This window comes from Xanthomonas sp. NCPPB 1754 (assembly GCF_041475725.2).
GTDB classification, from domain to species: domain Bacteria; phylum Pseudomonadota; class Gammaproteobacteria; order Xanthomonadales; family Xanthomonadaceae; genus Xanthomonas; species Xanthomonas euvesicatoria.
Window position 1 is genome coordinate 2,892,241 of the sequence record NZ_CM192982.1, and the last position, 20,557, is coordinate 2,912,797.

A 20,557-nucleotide genomic window follows, 5' to 3' on the forward strand; every position below is an offset into this window, starting at 1 on the left:
CCACGATAGCGAAGCGTTCGCTCCGCCACCGCGGCACTAGGCCACTTACACCCCGTGCGCAGCCAGTTGGCCCAACCGCTGCACTGCCACCGACACGGTCGGGTAGTCCAGGGTCTTCTGCTCGGCGACGTCGGCGAGCATGGCCAGGGTGAAGCGCAGGCTGGAATCGTCGCGCGCCATCCAGTTGGCGACCTTGTCCTCGGCACTGCTGCCGGACATGGTCAGCACCTGGCCCACCAGCGCACGCTGATGCGCGGCCAGCTCGTCGCGCAACACGCCACGTGCCACGGCATGCCAGCGGCCGTTGACCTCCAGAGCGTCGATCTGTTCGAACAGCCACGGCAGCCGCAGCGCTTCGCCCAGGCGGAAATGCACCTTGGAAACGTCCACCGGCTTGAGCTTGCGGGTGCGTGCGGTTTCGATGATGTCGAAGGCCGGTTCCAGATACCGCAGCTCGGACAACTGCTGCGCAAGCGCCGGGGTCAGGCCCTTGTCCTGCCACTCCTGCACGCTGGCTTCGTACTGCGGGCGCTGTGCGTCCGACAGCACGCCCGACGCCACGCGGATGTCGTTGAACGGGCCGTGGTAACGCTCCACCGCGGCGGTGATGCCGGGCATCTGGCCGGGGCGCAGCAGCAACCAGCGCACGAACGAGCGTTGCAGGCGCCAGATCACTTCCAGCGCGTCGATCTGCACCGACTCGGGCACCTTGCCGTCCAGCGCATCGATCTGCGTCCACAGCGCGCGCGCATCCAGCGTTTCGCGGCTGATGGTGTAGGCCTTGGCAACCTCGCCGATGCTGCGGCCGGTGTCTTCCTGCATGCGCATCAGGAAGGTGGCGCCCATGCGATTGATGGTGGTGTTGGTGACCGCGGTGGCGATGATCTCGCGCTTGAGGCGGTGACGCTCCATCGCATCGGCGTACTTCTTCTGCAGCGGCTGCGGGAAGTAGCGCTGCAATTCCTTGGACAGGTACGGGTCTTCGGGAATGTCCGATTCCAGCAGCTGCTGGAACGCCACCAGCTTGGAGTACGACAACAACACCGACAGCTCCGGCCGGGTCAGGCCCTGACCACGCGCCTTGCGTGCCGACAGCTCGGCATCGGAGGGCAGGAACTCGATCTGCCGGTCCAGCAGGCCCTGCAGTTCCAGCGTGCGGATGAAATGCTGCTTGGAGCCGAGCCGCTTAACGCTCATGCGCTCCATCAGGCTGATGGCCTGGTTCTGCCGGTAGTTGTCCCACAGCACCAGATCGGCCACTTCATCGGTCATCGACGCCAGCAGCTTGTTGCGCGCGTCATAGGTCAGCTTCTTGGCCTGCACCATGTCGTTGAGCAGGATCTTGATGTTGACCTCGTGATCGGAGGTGTCCACGCCGGCCGAGTTGTCGATGAAGTCGGTGTTGAGCAGCACGCCGGTCTGCGCCGCTTCGATACGACCCAGCTGGGTCAGGCCCAGGTTGCCGCCCTCGCCCACCACCTTGCAGCGCAACTCGCCACCGTTGACGCGCAGGCCGTTGTTGGCGCGGTCGCCCACATCGGCGTGCGATTCGCTGGCCGCCTTGACGTAGGTGCCGATGCCGCCGTTCCAGAACAGGTCCACCGGCGCCTTGAGGATGGCGTTCATCAGCTCGTTGGGCGAGAGCTGCTTGACGTTGGCGTCCAGGCCCAGCGCTTCGCGCACCGGCGCACTGATGTCGATGGATTTGAGCGTACGCGGATAGATGCCGCCACCGGCGCTGATCAGCTTGGCGTCGTAATCGGCCCAGCTGGAACGCGGCAACTTGAACAGGCGATCGCGCTCGGCAAAGGAAACCGCCGCATCCGGGTTCGGGTCCAGGAAGATGTGGCGGTGATCGAACGCGGCCAGCAGGCGGATATGCCTTGAAAGCAGCATGCCGTTGCCGAACACGTCGCCGGACATGTCGCCGATACCGACCACGCTGAAGTCCTGGCTCTGGCAATCGCGGCCCATGGCGCGGAAGTGGCGCTTGACCGATTCCCACGCGCCGCGTGCGGTGATGCCCATGCCCTTGTGGTCGTAGCCGACCGAGCCACCGGAGGCGAACGCGTCGCCCAGCCAGAAGCCGTGGTCTAGCGCCAGACCATTGGCGATGTCGGAGAACGTGGCGGTGCCCTTGTCGGCCGCGACCACCAGGTACGGGTCGTCCTGATCGTGACGCACCACCTGCGGCGGCGGCACGATCTTGCCGCCGACGATGTTGTCGGTGATGTCGAGCAGGCCCTGGATGAACAGCTTGTAGCAGGCGATGCCTTCTGCCTGGATGGCATCGCGATCACCGCCGACCGGCGAACGCTTGACGTAGAAACCGCCCTTGGCGCCGACCGGCACGATGACAGTGTTCTTGACCATCTGCGCCTTGACCAGGCCCAGCACTTCGGTGCGGAAATCCTCGCGGCGGTCCGACCAGCGCAGGCCGCCACGCGCCACTGCGCCAAAGCGCAGGTGCACGCCTTCCACGCGCGGGCCGTAGACGAAAATTTCGCGATACGGACGCGGCTTGGGCAGGTCCGGCACGCGCGCCGAATCCAGCTTGAAGCTGATGCAGTGGGGGTGCTTGCCGTTCTTGTCGGTCTGGTAGTAATTGGTGCGCAAGGTCGCATCGATCACATCGATGAAGCTGCGCAGGATGCGGTCCTCGTCCAGGCTGGAGACGCGGTCCATCAGCTTCAGCAAGGTGGCGCGGGTGGCGTCCTGCTGCGCGTTGCGATCGCCGCCACGTGCTTCCAGCACGGCGTCCAGCGCCTTCAGCGTGGCCTCGTCGCCGCCTGCCAACGCAGACAGTTCTTCGCGCAGGCGCTCCTGGCCGGCGAAGATCTGCGCCTTGGTCTCGCTGCCGGTGGACGGATCGAAGCGCGCTTCGAACAGTTCCACCAGCAGGCGCGCCAGCAGCGGATAGCGGGTGAAGGTGGCTTCGACGTAGGCTTGCGAGAACGGCACCGCCGTCTGCAGCAGGTATTTGCAGTAGCCGCGCAGCAAGGCCACCTGGCGCCAGTGCAGGCCGGCCGCCAGGATCAGGCGATTGAAGCCGTCGTTTTCGGCATCGCCGTTCCAGATGCGCTCGAATGCCTCGCCGAAGCTGGCATCGGCGTGTGCGGCATTGATCTTGCCGGACGTCGATTCGACCTCGAAATCCTGGATATAGACCGGCGTTTCGCCGACCTGCAACCGATATGGCCGCTCGGAAATCACGCGCAGGCCCATGTTTTCCATCATCGGCATCGCATCGGACAGCGGAATGTCGTCGAGCTGGCGGTACAGCTTCAGGCGCAGGCCTTCGCCCGCGTCCAGACGCATGCCGTCGTCGCGACGGATTTCCTGCAGGCTCAGATGCAGGTCGTCCGGGCCATCCAGCGAGGCGAGATGCTCGACGTCGGACACCGCCGATTCGATCGAGGAATCTTCGATATAGCCGGCCGGCAGTGCGCGACCGAAGTTGGCCGCCATGCGCAGGCCGTTGGCCTCGCCATGCCGCGCAACCAACGCCTCGCGCAGGGCATCGCGCCAGTTGCGCAGCAGGTGCGCCAGCCGCGATTCGAGTTCGGTGGTGTTGAACTCCAGCGCCTCGCCGCTCTTGGGGCGCACGATCAGGTGCAGCTGCGCCAGCGGCGATTCGCCCAGCACCACGCTGGAGTCGATGTATTCGCCGTGCAGCGCATCCTTCAACAAGGCTTCGATGCGCAGGCGCACATCGGTGTTGAAGCGTTCGCGCGGGATGTACACCAGCGCCGAGATGAAACGCCCGTACTTGTCGCGGCGCAGGAACAGGCGGCTACGCACACGCTCTTGCAGCCCGAGAATACCCATCGCGGTGCGGTACAGCTCTTCTTCGTTGGACTGGAACAGCTCCTCGCGCGGCAGCGTTTCCAGGATGTGGCGCAAGGCCTTGCCGCTATGGCTGCTCGGGGTCAGCCCCGATTTGCTCATCACGTATTCGTGGCGCTGACGCACCAGCGGAATTTCCCAGGGGCGGCGGTTGTAGGCGCTGGACGTGAACAGGCCCAGGAAGCGCTGCTCGCCGACGATGCGGCCCTTGGCGTCGAATTCCAGGATGCCGATGTAATCCATGTAACCGACCCGATGCACGCGCGAGCGTGCATTGGTCTTGGTCAGGATCAACGCATCCTTGAGCTTGGACGAGGCATTCAGGCCATGCGCGGCCAGCGTGGTCACCGGACGCGCCGGCGAGGTGTCGCGACCGCGCAGCAGGCCCAGGCCGGTCTCTTCCAGCGGTGCCAGCACATCCTGGCCACCCTGCTTCTCCACCCGATACTCGCGGTAGCCGAAGAAGGTGAAGTGGTCGGCCGCGGCCCAGCGCAGGAACTCCTGCGCCTCGTGCCGGTTGATGTCGTCGATCGGCAGGCGGCGGGTCGCCAGATCGTCGGCCAGCATGACCATGCGCTCGCGCATCGCCGACCAGTCCTGCACGATGGCGCGCACCTCGGCCAGCACCTTGCGCACGGCCGCTTCCAGCTTGGGCATTTCTTCCGGCGGCTGGCGGTCGATCTCCAGCACCATCAACGATTCGCCCTTGCCCTCGCCCACTGCGGTGAGCTTGCCGGACTTGTCGCGTGCGATGCGCAGTACCGGGTGGCCCAGCACGTGCACGCCGATGCCCAGGTCGGCCAGGGTCATGCTGACCGAATCCACCAGAAACGGCATATCGTCGTTGACGATCTGCAGCAGGGTATGCGGCGACTCGTAGCCGTGGCTCTTCAAGGTCGGGTTGAACACCCGCACGTTGACCGTGCCGGCCTTGCGCGCGCGCGCGAACTCCAGCATGTCCGATGCCAGCGCCGCCCACTGCTCCGGCGGATGGTTCGGGAATTCGTCTTCCTCCATGCGCCGGTAGAAGTCGGCGGCGAACGCCTGGACTTCGGCCTGACGGGCGGCCGGGTAGCGCTTGCGCAACGCGGCAAACACCGGCTCGAGGGTAACCGCCTGCGGTTCGGTGGCAAGCACGGGGACGGCACGTTCGGCGACCGGTTTGACCGACGTCGTGGACGATTTCGAAGCGGCTTTCTTGGCTGTCATGAGTAGAGCTGGAATGCTCGGTGGAAAACCTGAATTGTACCGGTGCGCGGTGACGACGCCTTGCTGCATAGCGCAAATGTGCGGCCCACGATCGCCCTAGGCGGCATGCAGAGCACGACATCCATGTAGCGACGAGAACGCAGCGGCGGGAAGGCGGGGCTGGACCGCCACAACCGGCAAAGTCCGGCCAAAGGCTTGGCACACAAGGCGTTGTGCAGACAACGCTGCGGCCGTCAAGCCTGTTTAAAAACTAAACTGGACGGTATAGTCTACCGCCATGATCCCTCGTTCCCACCGTGCTGCCCGGCGTTCGGACTGCGACCGCCGCATCCATGCGGCCGTGCATGCGCTGCTTGCCGAGCGTGGCATGCGGCTGAGCATGGACGAGGTGGCCGAGCGGGCCGGCTGTTCCAAGCAGACCCTGTACAGCTACTACGGCTGCAAGGAAAACCTGCTGCGCGATGTGCTGCAGGACCACGTGCACCTGGCGGCCGGGCCGCTGGGCACGGTCTCGGGCGATCTCCGCGCAGATCTGCTGGCCTTCGCGCTGGCCCATCTTGACCGTTTGAACAACCCCGATGTGCTACAGACCTGCCGTCTGGTGGAGGCCGAGTCGCACCGGTTTCCCGACCAGTCGCAGCAGATCTTCCACGACGGCGTGGTCGGCATGCAGCAGCGCCTGGCGCATCGCTTCGAACAGGCGATCGACGCCGGCCAACTGCGGCATGACGATCCGCACTTCATGGCCGAACTGCTGCTGAGCATGATCGTCGGGCTGGATTTCGACCGCCAACGGTTTCAAGTCCCCCATCGCGCCGGCCTTCACGCCAGGCAGCAATGGGCGCAGTTCGCCGTGGACACCTTCCTGCGTGCGTTTGCTCCGGCTCCTGCCGCGCCGACGTCGCCACCACCTTCGCTTCTCACTTCAAGACCCTAACGGAGTTCCCCCTGATGATTGCCCCGCTCCGCACATTCGGCCTGGCCTGTGCCATCACCGTGGCGCTGGCTGCCTGCAGCAAGCCCGAACAACAGCAGGCACCGCCGCCGCCGGAAGTCTCGGTGCTGGAGATGAAGCCGCAGACACTGCCGCTGGAACGCGACCTGGTCGGCCGCCTGTCGGCGTACCGTTCGGCGGACGTGCGCGCGCGCGTGGACGGCGTGGTGCTCAAGCGCCTGTACACCGAAGGCGCCAACATCAAAGAGGGCCAGCCGCTGTTCCAGATCGACCCCTCGCAGCTGAAGGCCACGCTGCTGCAGGCGCAGGGCCAGCTGGCCGCCGCCGAAGCGACCTATACCAACGCCAAGATCGCCGCGACGCGTGCACGCAGCCTGGCGCCGCAGCAGTACGTCTCGCGCGCCGACATCGACACCGCCGAAGCCAACGAGCGTTCGTCCGGGGCCAACGTGCAGCAGGCGCGCGGCGCGGTCGAAGCTGCGCGCATCCAGCTCGGCTTCGCCACCGTGACCTCGCCGATTACCGGCCGCGCCGGCATTCAGCGCGTGACCGAAGGCGCACTGGTCGGTGCCGGTGAAGCCACCCTGCTCACCACCGTGGACCAGATCGACCCGCTGTACGTGAACTTCGCCATGAGCAGCGAAGAACTGGCCGCCCTACGTCAGGCGCAGAGCAGCGGCAACGTGCAGCTGAGCGGCGACGGCAAGTCGTCCATCAATGTGGAGCTGGGCAACGGCACGCAGTACCAGCACCCCGGCACGCTGGACGTGTCTGCGGTGACGGTGGACCCGAGCACCGGTGCGGTGTCGCTGCGCGCCACCCTGCCCAACCCTGAACAATCGCTGCTGCCAGGCGCGTTCGTGACCTTCAAGGCCAGCCTGGGCCAGCGCAACAATGCCTACCTGCTGCCGCAGCAGGCGGTGCAGCGCGATGCCACCGGACCCTACGCCCTGGTGCTGGGCAAGGACGGCAAGGTGGTCCGCAAGAACCTGACCGTCGACGGCCAGCAGAAGGGCCAGTGGATCGTCACCGGCGGCATGAGCCCGGGCGATCAGGTCATCGTCGATGGCGTGCAGAAGGCCAAGGAAGGGCAGCCGGCCAAGGGCGTGCCGTGGGATCCGAACAAGCCGGCACAAGGCAGCCAGCCCGGTGCAGCGGGCGCGGCGCCCGGCGCGGCACAGGGCGGCGACGCGAAAGCCGCACCGTCCGCCGACAAGGCCGATGCAGCGGCGCCGGCCGCCCAGCAACAGCCCACGCAGGATGCGGCCGCGCAGCCGGCCGACTCCCAGTCCAAGCAGCAGTGACGGAACCCGGACATGCCTAAGTTTTTTATCGAACACCCGGTCTTTGCGTGGGTGGTGGCGATCCTGATCTCGCTTGCGGGCGTGATCTCGATCCTGAATCTGGGTATCGAGTCGTACCCGACGATCGCCCCGCCGCAGGTCACCGTCACCGCCAACTTCCCCGGCGCCAGCGCCGACACCGCCGAAAAGGCGGTGACCCAGGTCATCGAACAGCAGCTCACCGGCATCGACCACCTGCTGTACTTCAACTCGTCCTCGGCCGCCAACGGCCGCGTGACCATCACCCTGACCTTCGAAACCGGCACCGACGCGGATATCGCGCAGGTGCAGGTGCAGAACAAGGTGTCGCTGGCCACGCCGCGGCTGCCCTCGGAAGTGACCCAGCAAGGTGTGGTGGTGGCCAAGGCCAACGCCGGCTTCCTGATGGTGGCCGCACTACGCTCGGACAATCCCTCGATCGACCGCGACGCGCTCAACGACATCGTCGGTTCGCGCGTGCTCGAGCAGATCTCGCGCGTGCCCGGCGTGGGCAGCACCAACCAGTTCGGCGCCGAGTACGCGATGAACATCTGGTTGAACCCGGAGAAACTGCAGGGCTACAACCTGTCGGCGACCCAGGTGCTGACCGCAGTGCGTAACCAGAACGTGCAGTTCGCTGCCGGTTCGGTGGGCGCCGACCCGACCCCGGAAGGCATCAGCTTCACCGCCACGGTGTCGGCGGAAGGCCGCTTCAGCTCGCCCGAGCAGTTCGAGAACATCATCCTGCGCACCGACAACAACGGCGCCACCGTGCGCCTGAAGGACGTCGCGCGCGTGACCGTGGGGCCGAGCAATTACGGCTTCGACACCCAGTACAACGGCAAGCCCACCGGTGCCTTCGGTATCCAGCTGTTGCCGGGCGCCAATGCATTGAACGTGTCCGAGGCGGTCGGCGCCAAGCTCGACGAACTGCAGCCGACCTTCCCGCAAGGCGTGACCTGGTTTGCGCCGTACGAATCGACCACCTTCGTGCGCATCTCCATCGAGGAAGTGATCCACACGCTGGTGGAAGCCATCGTGCTGGTGTTCCTGGTGATGCTGCTGTTCCTGCAGAACTTCCGCGCCACCGTGATTCCCACGCTGGTGATTCCGGTCGCGCTGCTGGGCACGTTCTTCGGCATGTACATGATCGGCTTCACCATCAACCAGCTGACGCTGTTTGCGATGGTGCTGGCGATCGGCATCGTGGTGGACGATGCGATCGTGGTGATCGAGAACGTCGAACGCATCATGAGCGAGGAGCACCTGGAGCCCAAGGCGGCCACCCAGAAGGCGATGACCCAGATCACCGGCGCGGTGGTGGCCATCACCGTGGTGCTGGCAGCGGTGTTCATCCCCTCCTCGCTGCAGCCCGGCGCCTCGGGTGCGATCTACAAGCAGTTCGCGTTGACCATCGCCATGTCGATGGGGTTCTCTGCATTCCTGGCGTTGAGCTTCACCCCGGCGCTGTGCGGCGCGTTCCTCAAGTCGACCCACTCGACCAAGAAGAACTGGGTCTACCGCACCTTCGACAAGTACTACGACAAGCTGGCGCATCGCTATGTCGGCGTGGTGGGCCATACCCTCAAGCGCTCGCCGCCATGGATGATCGCGTTCGTGGCGCTGGTGGTGCTGTGCGGCTTCCTGTTCACGCGCATGCCGGGCAGCTTCCTGCCGGAAGAAGACCAGGGCTTTGCCGTGGCCATCGTGCAGCTGCCGCCGGGCGCGACCAAGATCCGCACCAACGAGGCGTTCGCGCAGATGCGTGCGGTGCTGGAGAAGCAGCCGGCCGTGGAAGGCATGCTGCAGATCGCCGGCTTCAGCTTCCTGGGCTCGGGCGAAAACGTCGGTATGGGCTTCATCCGGCTCAAGCCGTGGGAAGAACGCGACGTCACTGCCGAGCAGTTGATCCAGCAACTCAATGGCGCCTTCTACGGCATCAAGGGCGCGCAGATCTTCGTGGTCAACCTGCCCACCGTGCAGGGCCTGGGGCAGTTCGGCGGCTTCGACATGTGGCTGCAGGACCGTTCCGGTGCCGGCCAGGAAGCGCTGATCAATGCGCGCAACATCGTGCTCGGCAAGGCGGCGGAGAAGCAGGACACCCTGGTCGGCGTGCGTCCGAACGGCCTGGAAAACTCGCCGCAGCTGCAGTTGCACGTGGACCGCGTGCAGGCGCAATCGATGGGCCTGGATGTCAGCGATATCTATAGCTCGATCCAGCTGATGCTGGCGCCGGTGTACGTCAACGACTACTTCGCCGAGGGCCGCATCAAGCGCGTCAACATGCGTGCCGACGATCAGTTCCGCGCCGGTCCCGAGTCGCTGCGCAACTTCTTTACCCCCAGCGCCACGGCCACCGGTGCCGACGGTCAGCCGGCCATGATCCCGCTGAGCAACGTGGTCAAGGCCGAGTGGAACTACGCCTCGCCGGCCCTGAACCGCTACAACGGCTATTCGGCCGTGAACATTGTCGGCAACCCGGCTCCGGGCGGCAGTTCCGGCCAGGCGATGAGCGCGATGGAAGATATCGTCAACAACGATCTGCCGCCGGGCTTCGGTTTCGACTGGAGCGGCATGTCCTACCAGGAAATCATCGCCGGTAATGCGGCCACGCTGCTGCTGGCGCTGTCGGTGGTGGTGGTGTTCCTGTGCCTGGCCGCGCTTTACGAGAGCTGGTCGATTCCGGTGGCGGTGCTGCTGGTGGTGCCGATCGGCGTGCTGGGCGCGATCACCTTCTCGATGTTGCGCGGGTTGCCGAACGATCTGTACTTCAAGATCGGCATGATCACGGTGATTGGTCTGGCGGCCAAGAACGCGATCTTGATCGTGGAATTTGCAGTTGAGCAGCGTGCGGCGGGCAAGACCCTGCGCGAGGCCACCCTGGAAGCGGCGCACCTGCGCTTCCGCCCGATCCTGATGACTTCGTTCGCCTTCATCCTGGGCGTGTTGCCGCTGGCCATCTCCACCGGTGCCGGCGCCAACTCGCGTCACTCCATCGGTACCGGCGTGATCGGCGGCATGGTGTTCGCCACCGTGCTCGGCGTGATCTTCATCCCGCTGTTCTTCGTGGTGGTGCGCCGCATGCTGGGCGACAAGCTGGACGAGCAGTCCAAGGAATATCTGGCCGTGCAGAACGATGGCGGAACCCACCGCCCGGATCGCTGAGTCAGGCAGTCGTTGCAAACAAAAAGCCCCGGCAATGCCGGGGCTTTTTTGTGCAGCATCGGTGGAAACCATTGCGAATCCGCCCCTTGTAGGAGCGCACCGGAGCGCGAACGCACTACCGAAAACGCCCGTCGCGCCCAGGTGCGCTCCTACGAGGCGGCGATGTCGGCAGGTTGCAATGATCGGCGCAAGGGGCCTGAACAATCACGGCAAGTGACACCTCCGGTTCGCCGGCATCGCGCAGGTCCGCAATCCACGGCAGACGGCCCTCTTTGTAGGAGCGCACTCGGGCGCGAACGCATTCCCGTCAAACCCACCGCACCCAACAGACCCTCGCCGCCGCTCTACACCACGCCCGGCATACGCGCAGCAGTCGACCCACGCACCACGCAACGTCCAGTCATGACCAAGCGGCGGATCGGCAATTGCCGATTGCTTAACCGTTCCAGCAGCAGCGACATCGCCGCCCGGCCCATGTCTTCCACCGGCTGCTCGACCACAGTGATGCCCGGCTCGACCAGATCGGTCCAGCGCTCGTTGTCGAACCCGGCCAGGGCCAGATCCTGTGGCAGGCGCAGGCCGGCGGTGCGTGCAGCCTTCAGTGCGCCCATCAGCAGCAGGCTGTTACTGGTCACGATGGCCTCGGGCCGCTGGTCGTTGGCCAGCCATGCACCCAACTCGGCGATCGCCGCCTCGGCGGTGGGCGCCACTTCGCGGTAATCCGGCTGCAGCCCCTGCGCGCGCATCGCGGCCAGGTAACCATCGCGGCGCTCGGCCGCCGTGGTGCTGGTGCTGCCGAACAGCCCGCCGATGCGCCGGTAGCCCTGTGTCTGCAGATGCGCCACCAGCTCGGCCATGGCCGCGCCGTTATCCAGCACCACACTGTCGTAGCGGCTGCCGGGGCCGGCGCGATCCACCAGCACGGTGGGGTAATCCAGCGCCAGCTCGTGCATGCGCCCCACCGTGACCCGGGTCGGCGCAAAAATCAGCCCGGTGATGCGTTCTTCCTGCATCAACTCCAGGTATAGCGCCTCTCGCTCGGGATCTTCATCGGTATTGCACAGCGTCACGCGCATACCGGCCCTGTAGGCGACCTCTTCCACCGCACGGATCAGCGCCGTGAAGTACGGGTTGCGGATGTCGGCCACGATCACCCCCAGGATGCCGGATTGCTGGGATCGCAATCGCCGCGCCATCAGGTTGGGCCGATAGCCGGTCTGGCGCACCGCCGCTTCCACCTTGGCACGCACTTCCTCGCTGACCGGGCCGCTGCCCAGCGCGCGCGACACCGTGGACTTGGAAACTCCGGCCACGCGGGCCACGTCATTGATGCTGATACTCACTGGGACCGTTCCCGCTCCATTTTGCGCACCCTGACCCAGGCGCGGTGTCGTTCTTGATGCTAACCCGAAAGCACTACAGCGTTTTTGTGCACCGCACATTGACCTGGATCGTGGGAACGTTCCCACTATACTTCCCAGCCCGACCTCATCCGGAGCCCGCCTTGTCCTCTCCGTCGCCCGCCCCCGTCACCCCCGACCTTGTGCGCCTGCGCGCCTCTGCCCGCGACAAGGACGACGCCATCGCCCAGGCCGCCCAGTTGCTGGTCGCGGCCGGCTGCGTCGCGCCGGGCTACGACGCCAGCATGCGGCGGCGCGAAGGCCTGGCCAATACCTTCCTGGGCCACGGCCTCGCGATCCCGCACGGCGTCGGCGAAGACCGCCACCTGGTGCGCCGCGACGGCATCGCGGTGCTGCAGCTCACCGATGGCGTGGAATGGAACCCCGGCCAGATCACCCGGCTGGTGGTCGGCATCGCCGCGCAGTCCGATACCCACATCACCCTGCTGCGCCGGCTGACCCGGTTGATCCAGGACCCGGCCCAGCTCGAAACGCTGTTCAGCACCGACGACCCCGGCGTGATCGTCGCCGCGCTCACCGGCGACCGCGCGCCCGAGACCAATGCCGCGCCGGCCACCGATCTGGCCGAAACATTCGAGTGGACCATCGCCTACCCCAGCGGCCTGCACGCGCGCCCGGCCACCCGCTGGGCCGAAACCGCGCGCGGCTTCTCGGCCCGTGCGCAGGTGCGCGCCGGCGACCAGGCCGCCGATGCCAAGAGCCTGGTCGGCTTGCTGCAGTTGGGCCTGCGTGCCGGCGACAGCATCACCGTGTCGGCCGAAGGCAGCGACGCAGCGGAACTGCTCAAGCGCCTGCGCGCCGTCATGGACAGCCTCACCGCGCAGGAAAAAGCCGATGCCGAGCGTGCCGCGCAACGCCTCGCCGCCCCGGTGGCCGGCTGGACGCCGCCGCAGGCGCAGCCGGCCATCGTCGGCATCGGCGCCAGCCCGGGCGTGGCGATCGGCATCGTGCACCGCCTGCGCGCCGCGCAGACCGAGGTCGCCGATCAACCGGTCGGCCTGGGCGATGGCGGCGCGCAGCTGCACGACGCACTGACCCGCACCCGCCAGCAACTGGCGGCAATCCAGGACGACACCCAGCGCCGGCTCGGCGCCTCGGACGCGGCCATCTTCAAGGCCCAGGCCGAACTGCTCAACGACACCGACCTGATCACCCGCACCTGCCAGCTGATGGTCGAAGGTCACGGCGTGGCGTGGTCGTGGCACCAGGCGGTGGAACAGATCGCTTCCGGCCTGGCCGCCCTCGGCAACCCGGTACTGGCCGGCCGCGCGGCCGATCTGCGCGATGTCGGCCGCCGCGTGCTGGCCCAGCTCGACCCGGCCGCCGCCGGCGCCGGACTCACCGACCTACCCAACCAACCGTGCATCCTGCTCGCCAGCGACCTGTCGCCTTCGGACACCGCCAACCTGGACACCGCGCGCGTGCTCGGCCTGGCCACCGCGCAGGGCGGGCCGACCTCGCACACCGCCATCCTGTCGCGCACGCTCGGCCTGCCGGCACTGGTCGCGGCCGGCGGCCAGCTGCTGGAGATCGAAGACGGCGTCACCGCCATCATCGACGGCAGCAGCGGGCGCCTGTACATCGACCCGTCCGAGCAGGATCTGGATGCGGCCCGCACCCATATCGCCGAGCAGCAGGCCATCCGCGAGCGCGAAGCCGCGCAGCGCGCGTTGCCGGCCGAAACCACCGACGGCCACCACATCGACATCGGCGCCAACGTCAACCTGCCCGACCAGGTCGCGATGGCGCTGACCCAGGGCGCCGAAGGCGTTGGCCTGATGCGCACCGAATTCCTGTTCCTGGAAAGCGGCCGCACGCCCAGCGAAGACGAACAACATGCCACCTACCTGGCGATGGCGCAGGCGCTGGATGGCCGCCCGCTGATCGTGCGTGCGCTGGATATCGGCGGCGACAAGCAAGTGGCGCATCTGGAATTGCCGCACGAAGAAAACCCGTTCCTGGGCGTGCGCGGCGCGCGCCTGCTGCTGCGTCGCCCCGACCTGCTGGAGCCGCAACTGCGTGCGCTGTATCGCGCCGCCAAGGACGGGGCGCGGCTGTCGATCATGTTCCCCATGATCACCTCGGTGCCGGAACTGGTGGCGCTGCGCGCCATCTGCGCACGCCTCCGCGCCGACCTCGACGCACCGGAGGTGCCGATCGGCATCATGATCGAAGTGCCGGCCGCCGCCGCGCAGGCCGACGTGCTGGCGCGCCACGCAGACTTCTTCTCGATCGGCACCAACGACCTCACCCAGTACGTGCTGGCGATCGACCGCCAGAATCCGGAACTGGCCGCCGAAGCCGACAGCCTGCACCCGGCGGTGCTGCGCATGATCCGCAGCACCATTGACGGTGCGCGCAAGCACGATCGCTGGGTCGGCGTCTGCGGCGGCCTGGCCGGCGATGCGTTCGGCGCCAGCCTGCTGGCCGGCCTGGGCGTGCAGGAATTGTCGATGACGCCCAACGACATCCCGGCGGTCAAGGCACGCCTGCGCGGCGCCGCGTTGAGCCAGCTGCAACACCTCGCCGAACAGGCGCTGGCCTGCGAAACCGCCGAACAGGTGCGCGCATTGGAAGCCAAGCGCGAGGACAAGGCATGAGCCTGCAGGCCATCACCGTCACGCTGAACCCGGCGATCGACCAGACCATCCAGCTCGAACACCTGCAGCCGGGCGCCGTGCACCGCGCCAGCAGCGTGCGCAACGATGCCGGCGGCAAGGGCATCAATGTGGCCGCGTGCCTGGCCGACTGGGGCAGCCAGGTTGCCGCGCTGGGCGTGCTCGGGGTCGGCAACGCCGGCGTGTTCGAAGCGCTGTTCCGCGAACGCGGCATCGCCGATCACTGCCAGCGCGTGGCCGGCGAAACCCGCACCAATCTCAAGCTGGTCGACGCGCGCAGCAACGACACCACCGACATCAACCTGCCCGGCCTGCGCTTGGGGCCTGCGCACCTGCAAGGCGTGGCCGACCATCTTGCCCCGCTGCTGCGCCCCGGCCTGCCGGTGGTGCTGTCGGGCAGCCTGCCGGCCGGGCTGCCGGACGGCAGCTGGGCGCAACTGCAGGCCCAGGCCAGCGCGGCCGGTGCGCGCGTGCTGCTGGACACCAGCGGCATGCCGCTGGTGAGAGCGCTGGAAGCCGCGCGCCAGGCGCTGCCGTACGCGGTCAAGCCCAATCGCGACGAACTCGCAGCCTGGACCGGCCGCCCGTTGAACGATCGCGGCGCACTCAGCGCCGCCGCGCACGAACTGATCGCCCGCGGCATCCAGCTGGTGGTCATTTCGATGGGCACCGAAGGCGCCCTGTTCGTGCAACGCGACCAGCGGCTGATCGCCCGCCCGCCACGCCTGGCGCACGGCAGCAGCGTGGGCGCAGGCGATGCGATGGTGGCCGGCCTGGCCGCCGCCTCGCTCGATGCCGCGACCACGCTGGAGCAGTGCGCACGGCTGGCCACGGCGTTTTCGATGTGCCGGCTGGAAAGCGGCGACGCGCGCCGGATTACGCCAGAGGGCGTGCGCCGCGCCGCAACCGAGGTCGTGATCGAAATGCTGTCATGAGCCGCCATTGGCCACTGCCGATGCATGCACCCAGGCGGCGTCGGGCCGGCAGTTGCAGACCGCGGCAGATCGCGCGCGTCACCGCCACGCATAACGCTTGAAATTCCCCCCGCCGACAACACCGGCGACCGCAACACAGCAGGAGTTTTGCCATGTCCTCTTCCATCGTGGTCATCGCCGCTGGCGAACGCAGTACCGAAGCCGTCCTGGCGGCCGAAGCGCTGCGCCGCGCGGCCACTGCCGCCGGCCGTCGCGTGACGATCGAAATCCGCAGCGACCAGGGCGTGCTCGGCGCCTTGCCGGGCGAACTCGCCAGCAGTGCCGCCCAGGTCCTGGTGGTCGGCGAGGCCGATGCCGACACCACCCGCTTTGGCGATGCGCAACTGGTGCGCCTGAGCCTGGGCGCGGTGCTGGACGACCCGGCCGCTGCGATCGGCAAGCTGGCCGCACACGCCGACCCGGCCGTCGCCGGCAATCCCGGTGGCACCGCTAGCGGCAACAAGCGCATCGTGGCCATCACCTCCTGCCCTACCGGCATCGCGCATACCTTCATGGCCGCCGAAGGCCTGCAGCAGGCCGCCAAGAAACTCGGCTACCAGATGCGGGTGGAAACCCAGGGCTCGGTGGGTGCGCAGGACGCACTCACCGACGAAGAAATCCGCGCAGCAGACGTCGTCATCATTGCCGCCGATCGCGAAGTGGACCTGGCCCGCTTCGGCGGCAAGCGCGTGTTCAAGAGCGGCACCAAGCCGGCGATCAACGATGGCCCGGCGCTGATCAACAAGGCGCTGGCCGACGCCAGCGTGCAGGGCGGCGCGACTCCTGCCACCGGCACCGCTGCCAGCGGCACCGCGAACAAGGGCACCGGCCGCACCGGCGCCTACAAGCACCTGATGACCGGCGTCTCGTTCATGCTGCCGTTCGTCACTGCCGGCGGCCTGCTGATTGCTTTGGCATTTGCCCTCGGCGGCATCTACGCCGGCGACGATGCGCACCAGGGCACGCTGGCCTGGTCGCTGTTCCAGATCGGCGCCAAGGCCGGCTTCACCCTGATGGTGCCGGCCCTGGCCGGCTATATCGCCTACTCCATCGCCGATCGCCCGGGCATCGCGCCCGGCATGATCGGGGGCCTGGTCGCGGCCAATCTCAACGCCGGTTTCCTCGGCGGGATCATTGCCGGCTTCATCGCCGGCTACGGCGTGGCGGCGCTCAACCGCTATATCAAGCTGCCGCGCAACCTGGAAGGCCTCAAGCCGGTGCTGATCCTGCCGGTGCTGGGCACCCTGCTGGTCGGGCTGGCGATGATGTACGTGTTCGGCCAGCCGGTGGCCGACCTGCTGGCCTGGCTCACCGCCTGGCTGCGCGGCATGCAGGGCAGCAGCGCCTTGCTGCTGGGCCTGTTGCTCGGCGGCATGATGGCTTTCGACATGGGCGGACCGGTCAACAAGGCGGCCTATGCGTTCTCCACCGGCCTGATCGCTAGCCAGGTCTACACCCCGATGGCCGCTGCCATGGTGGCCGGCATGACCCCGCCGCTGGGCATCGCGCTGGCGACCTGGGTGTTCCGCAACCGCTTCACCGTGGAAGAGCGCGGCTCGGCCACTGCCGCCGGCGTGCTCGGGCTGGCCTTCGTGACCGAGGGCGCTATCCCGTACGCTGCGCGCGACCCGTTGCGCACCATCCCGGCGCTGGTGATCGGCTCGGCCGTGGCCGGCGCCATCTCGATGACCGCCGGTGCCGAATTGAAGGCACCCCACGGCGGCATCTTCGTGCTGCTGATCCCCAACGCCGTCACCCACCTGCTCAACTACGTGCTGGCCCTGGTTGTCGGTGTGGTGGTCACGGCCATCGCGCTGCGCCTGCTCAAGAAGCCGGTGACCGACGTCGTTGCCTGAGGCACCTCCGGCGGCACGGACCTGCCGCCGCACCTGACGCGCCCGCGTTTTCCCGCGCGCCCCTGACCTGCTTCACCGCTGCGCGCACCCAGGTGCGCTGCCAGCGGCATGCCCACCCACATGTTGTCGCGTTCGCCACCACGGCCACGCCCTTTTGTCCGGAGTCCTGCCATGACCGCTCTCGCCCCCCGCCGTGCCCGCCCCCGCCTGCTGTGCCTGTCGCTGACCTTGGCACTGACCCCGCTCGCCCACGCGCAGGATGCCGCCGATGCCTTCAAGCTCAAGCTCGGCTACACCGGCGAAGCGGCCTCGATGATCGACGGCGGCCGCAAAAGCGGCGACGCCTACGCCGGCCAGTTGATGGTCGGCACCGATGTCGACATGGACCGCCTGTTCGGCTGGAACGGCGCCACGGTGAAGTTGTACGTCAGCAACCGCCACGGCACCAACCTGGCCAACAGCAGCATCGGCAACAGCACCTCGGTGCAGGAAATCTACGGCGGCCAGGGCACGCGCCTGGCCAACTTCACCCTGCTGCAGAAACTTTTCAACGACCGTCTGGAACTGGAAGCCGGCCGCAGCGTGGCCAACATCCACTTCCTGGGCTCGGACCTGTGCCAGTACTTCCAGGGCAACTCGGCCTGCGGCAACCCCACCTTCGTGTTCCGCACCAGCAACTTCACTTACTGGCCGGTCTCCAGCTGGGCCGCGCATGCCACCGCCTGGGTCACACCGAAGGTCTATCTGCATGTCGGCGCCTACGAGGTCAACCCCATCCAGGCACAGGACGGCCAGCACGGCCTGAACTGGAGCACCAACGACACCACCGGCGTGGTCGTGCCCTATGCCGTCGGCTACAAGAACAAGGGTGGCGACGGCAGCATGGCCGCCATGTACGAACTGGGCGGCTGGCAGGACAACTCCGACTACACCGACCCGCTGCGCGACCGCAATGGCAACCCGGCCGTACTGAGCGGCTTGGGCTATGAAAACAAGCAAGGCCGCTCGGGCATGTTCGCCCGCTTCGAACAGCAGGTGACCAACCCCGACCCGTCGGGTACGCGCGGCCTCACCGTCTTCGGCGCCATGCTCAAGAGCACCGGCGGCCAAGCCATCGAAGACCATTTCATCCAGCTCGGCCTGGTGCAGAAAGGTACCTTCGCCAGCCGCCCGCAGGACAACATCGCTTTCGTGATCACCCAGCAGAAATACAGCGACGAAGCGATCGAAAACCTGCGCCTGGCCCGCGCCTCCGCCGGCGGCACCGGCACCCCAGCCGACAACCAGATCATGATGGAGCTCAGCTACGGCATCCAGGTCACCAAGCGCCTGCGCATCGCCCCGAACCTGCACTACGTGATCAACCCCGACCAGTTCAACGAACCGACCCGCACCAACGATCTGAAGAACGCATTGATTGCGGGCATGCGGATCGACTGGAATCTGTGACCCGAAGAGAGCTGCGCGCGTTGCGCGCATGCTTGGTGGGCATCACTGCCTGAAGTGAGCGGCGGGTGCGTTGCATTTACTGCAGTGCAACGCATTGCGTCGACTCGGTTGGCCTGGGCATTTGCCGGATTTGGCCAATGAGTTCGATGAGCCGCTTAGGCGCGCAACCGTATGCAATGAAGCGTTATCGGCCGATCGGGTCGCGCGCAAGCCGGTCGCTGTAATGACCCACCACTGCCTAACGCCCGAGTTAAGCCCAGCCGCAAAGCGGGTTCGGCTTGAATGAATTGCTAAAAGAAGCTGTCACCTCCAGAACTGCCACCACTTCTTTGCCGACGAGCCTTGCACCAACTCCAAAACATCACGGGGCTCATACTTTCCGTATTCGTTGGTGCCAAGGACGTGCATCCCATGAGCCTCAGTCAGCGCAATGAATGCTCCAATCCCGCCATACGGATAACCATGCGGATCGATCCGGAGTTCTGCCGTGTGGCGACGTCCCCCCGCCCTGAGTAGCGGTCGGGTTTAGAGTCCGGGGTTGATGATATCGGTGTTTGCCAGATGTTGGGCATAAGCGGACGGCGTCATGCCGCCAATTGCTTTCTTCGGTCGGTCCTCGTTGTATTCGCGTCGCCAGCGTTCGATCTCGGTGCGCGCGTGCAGCAACGTCGGGAACCAGTGCTCGTTGAGGCATTCGTCGCGTAGTCGGCCGTTGAACGATTCAACATAGGCGTTTTGATTTGGCTTGCCGGGTTGGATTAGCCGTAGTTGCACACCACGGGCATGTGCCCAGACGACCATCGCTTTGCCGCAAAACTCCTTGCCGTTGTCGGTGCGGATCACCTTCGGTAAACCGCGACTGTGTGCCAACCGATCCAGCACGCGCGCAACGCCGTGCCCGGAGATCGCGCGTTCCACCTCGATGGCGACCGCTTCGTGCGTTGCGTCGTCCACGATCACCAGACACTTGATCACTCGGCCGTCGGCGGAGCGGTCGAACACGAAGTCCATCGACCACACCTGGTTGGCCTGCGCTGGCCGCAGCAGCGGCTGACGCTCGCCAACCGGCACCTTCTTGCGCTTGCGGCGCCGCACTTGTAGCTGCTGCTCGCGATACAACCGCTCCACGCGCTTGTAGTTCACCAGGCGTCCTTCCTGTCGCAGCTTGAGATAGATCATCCCCACGCCGTAGCGGCGATGGCGATGCGCCAACGCAAGAATGCGCTCGCGCAGTTCGCCATTGCGGTCTTGGCGTGGGCAATAGCGCAGCGCGCTGGCGCTCATGCCGATCGCCGCCAAGGCGCGACGCTCGCTGGCACCACGCCCGATCCACTCGCGCACCAGCGCACGACGCGCCGGTGCGCTCACCACTTTTTTCGCAACGCATCCTTGATCAGGTCGTTCTCGAACAACTGCTCGGCCAGCAACTTCTTTAGCCGCGCGTTCTCGGCCTCAAGATCCTTGAGCCGCTTGGCGTCGGGCACGCTCATTCCGCCGAACTTGCTGCGCCACAGGTAATACGAGGCCTCGCTGAAGCCATGCCGCCGGCACAGATCCTTGATCGCCACACCGGCATCAGCTTCGCGCAGGAAGCCGATGATCTGTTCTTCAGAAAAACGCTTCTTCACGTCCAATCTCCTTGGGGTAGGGAATTGGACTCCAAACTGAGGTGCTACTCAAAATTGGGGGGACGTCGGTCATCTCCAGCACAAACGCTGTCTCGGTCTGCTGTGATTTGGATT

At 66.5% G+C, this 20,557-nt stretch carries 10 protein-coding genes; 7 read left to right on the plus strand and 3 right to left on the minus strand.

Features of this window, described 5'->3' with window-relative positions; translation table 11 throughout:
• Nucleotides 1-45: 45 nt before the first annotated feature.
• On the minus strand, nt 46-5,055 hold the full coding sequence (locus ACCQ15_RS12820) for an NAD-glutamate dehydrogenase (protein WP_014090417.1): 5,010 nt from the start codon (nt 5,053-5,055) through the stop codon (nt 46-48).
• Nucleotides 5,056-5,332: 277 nt separating this feature from the next.
• Between ACCQ15_RS12820 and ACCQ15_RS12825 the strand changes: the two genes are divergently transcribed.
• From ACCQ15_RS12825 to ACCQ15_RS12835, 3 genes are read left to right on the plus strand one after another with little or no spacing between them, the layout of a single operon-like run.
• Complete coding sequence (locus ACCQ15_RS12825; protein ID WP_372380630.1) at nt 5,333-5,992, plus strand: TetR/AcrR family transcriptional regulator; 660 nt, start codon at nt 5,333-5,335, stop codon at nt 5,990-5,992.
• 14 nt (nt 5,993-6,006) lie between these two features.
• Nucleotides 6,007-7,314 (plus strand): efflux RND transporter periplasmic adaptor subunit, encoded by a 1,308-nt coding sequence (locus ACCQ15_RS12830; protein WP_372380631.1) that lies wholly within the window; start codon nt 6,007-6,009, stop codon nt 7,312-7,314.
• A gap of 12 nt (nt 7,315-7,326) precedes the next feature.
• A complete protein-coding gene (locus tag ACCQ15_RS12835) occupies nt 7,327-10,497 on the plus strand; it encodes a multidrug efflux RND transporter permease subunit (RefSeq protein ID WP_011347809.1) in 3,171 nt (1,056 codons plus the stop codon).
• Nucleotides 10,498-10,841: 344 nt separating this feature from the next.
• Here ACCQ15_RS12835 and ACCQ15_RS12840 read toward each other — a convergent pair whose 3' ends face one another.
• A complete protein-coding gene (locus ACCQ15_RS12840; protein ID WP_218540131.1) occupies nt 10,842-11,840 on the minus strand; it encodes a LacI family DNA-binding transcriptional regulator in 999 nt (332 codons plus the stop codon).
• A 161-nt stretch (nt 11,841-12,001) separates the two neighbouring features.
• Here ACCQ15_RS12840 and ptsP point away from each other — a divergent pair, with 161 nt between their 5' ends.
• From ptsP to ACCQ15_RS12860, 4 genes are all read left to right on the plus strand, one after another.
• Nucleotides 12,002-14,518, plus strand: coding sequence for a phosphoenolpyruvate--protein phosphotransferase (gene ptsP / locus ACCQ15_RS12845; protein WP_372380632.1), 2,517 nt, complete (start codon nt 12,002-12,004; stop codon nt 14,516-14,518).
• Complete coding sequence (pfkB, locus tag ACCQ15_RS12850) at nt 14,515-15,471, plus strand: 1-phosphofructokinase (protein WP_122273022.1); 957 nt, start codon at nt 14,515-14,517, stop codon at nt 15,469-15,471. Before ptsP ends, pfkB begins: the two co-directional genes overlap by 4 nt.
• 152 nt (nt 15,472-15,623) lie before the next feature.
• Nucleotides 15,624-17,366: a PTS fructose transporter subunit IIC gene (locus ACCQ15_RS12855; protein ID WP_372380633.1), complete on the plus strand. Its 1,743-nt coding sequence runs from the start codon at nt 15,624-15,626 to the stop codon at nt 17,364-17,366.
• A gap of 171 nt (nt 17,367-17,537) precedes the next feature.
• Nucleotides 17,538-18,815 (plus strand): carbohydrate porin, encoded by a 1,278-nt coding sequence (locus ACCQ15_RS12860; RefSeq protein WP_014090422.1) that lies wholly within the window; start codon nt 17,538-17,540, stop codon nt 18,813-18,815.
• 525 nt (nt 18,816-19,340) lie between these two features.
• On the opposite strand, the gene ACCQ15_RS12865 is transcribed toward ACCQ15_RS12860, so the two are convergent.
• Nucleotides 19,341-20,443 (minus strand): IS3 family transposase gene (locus ACCQ15_RS12865; protein ID WP_372166127.1). Its coding sequence is split into 2 segments (ribosomal slippage): nt 19,341-20,185 and nt 20,185-20,443, totalling 1,104 coding nucleotides; the frame shifts between segments, so codons are not numbered across the junction.
• Between the last annotated feature and the right edge of the window lie 114 nt (nt 20,444-20,557).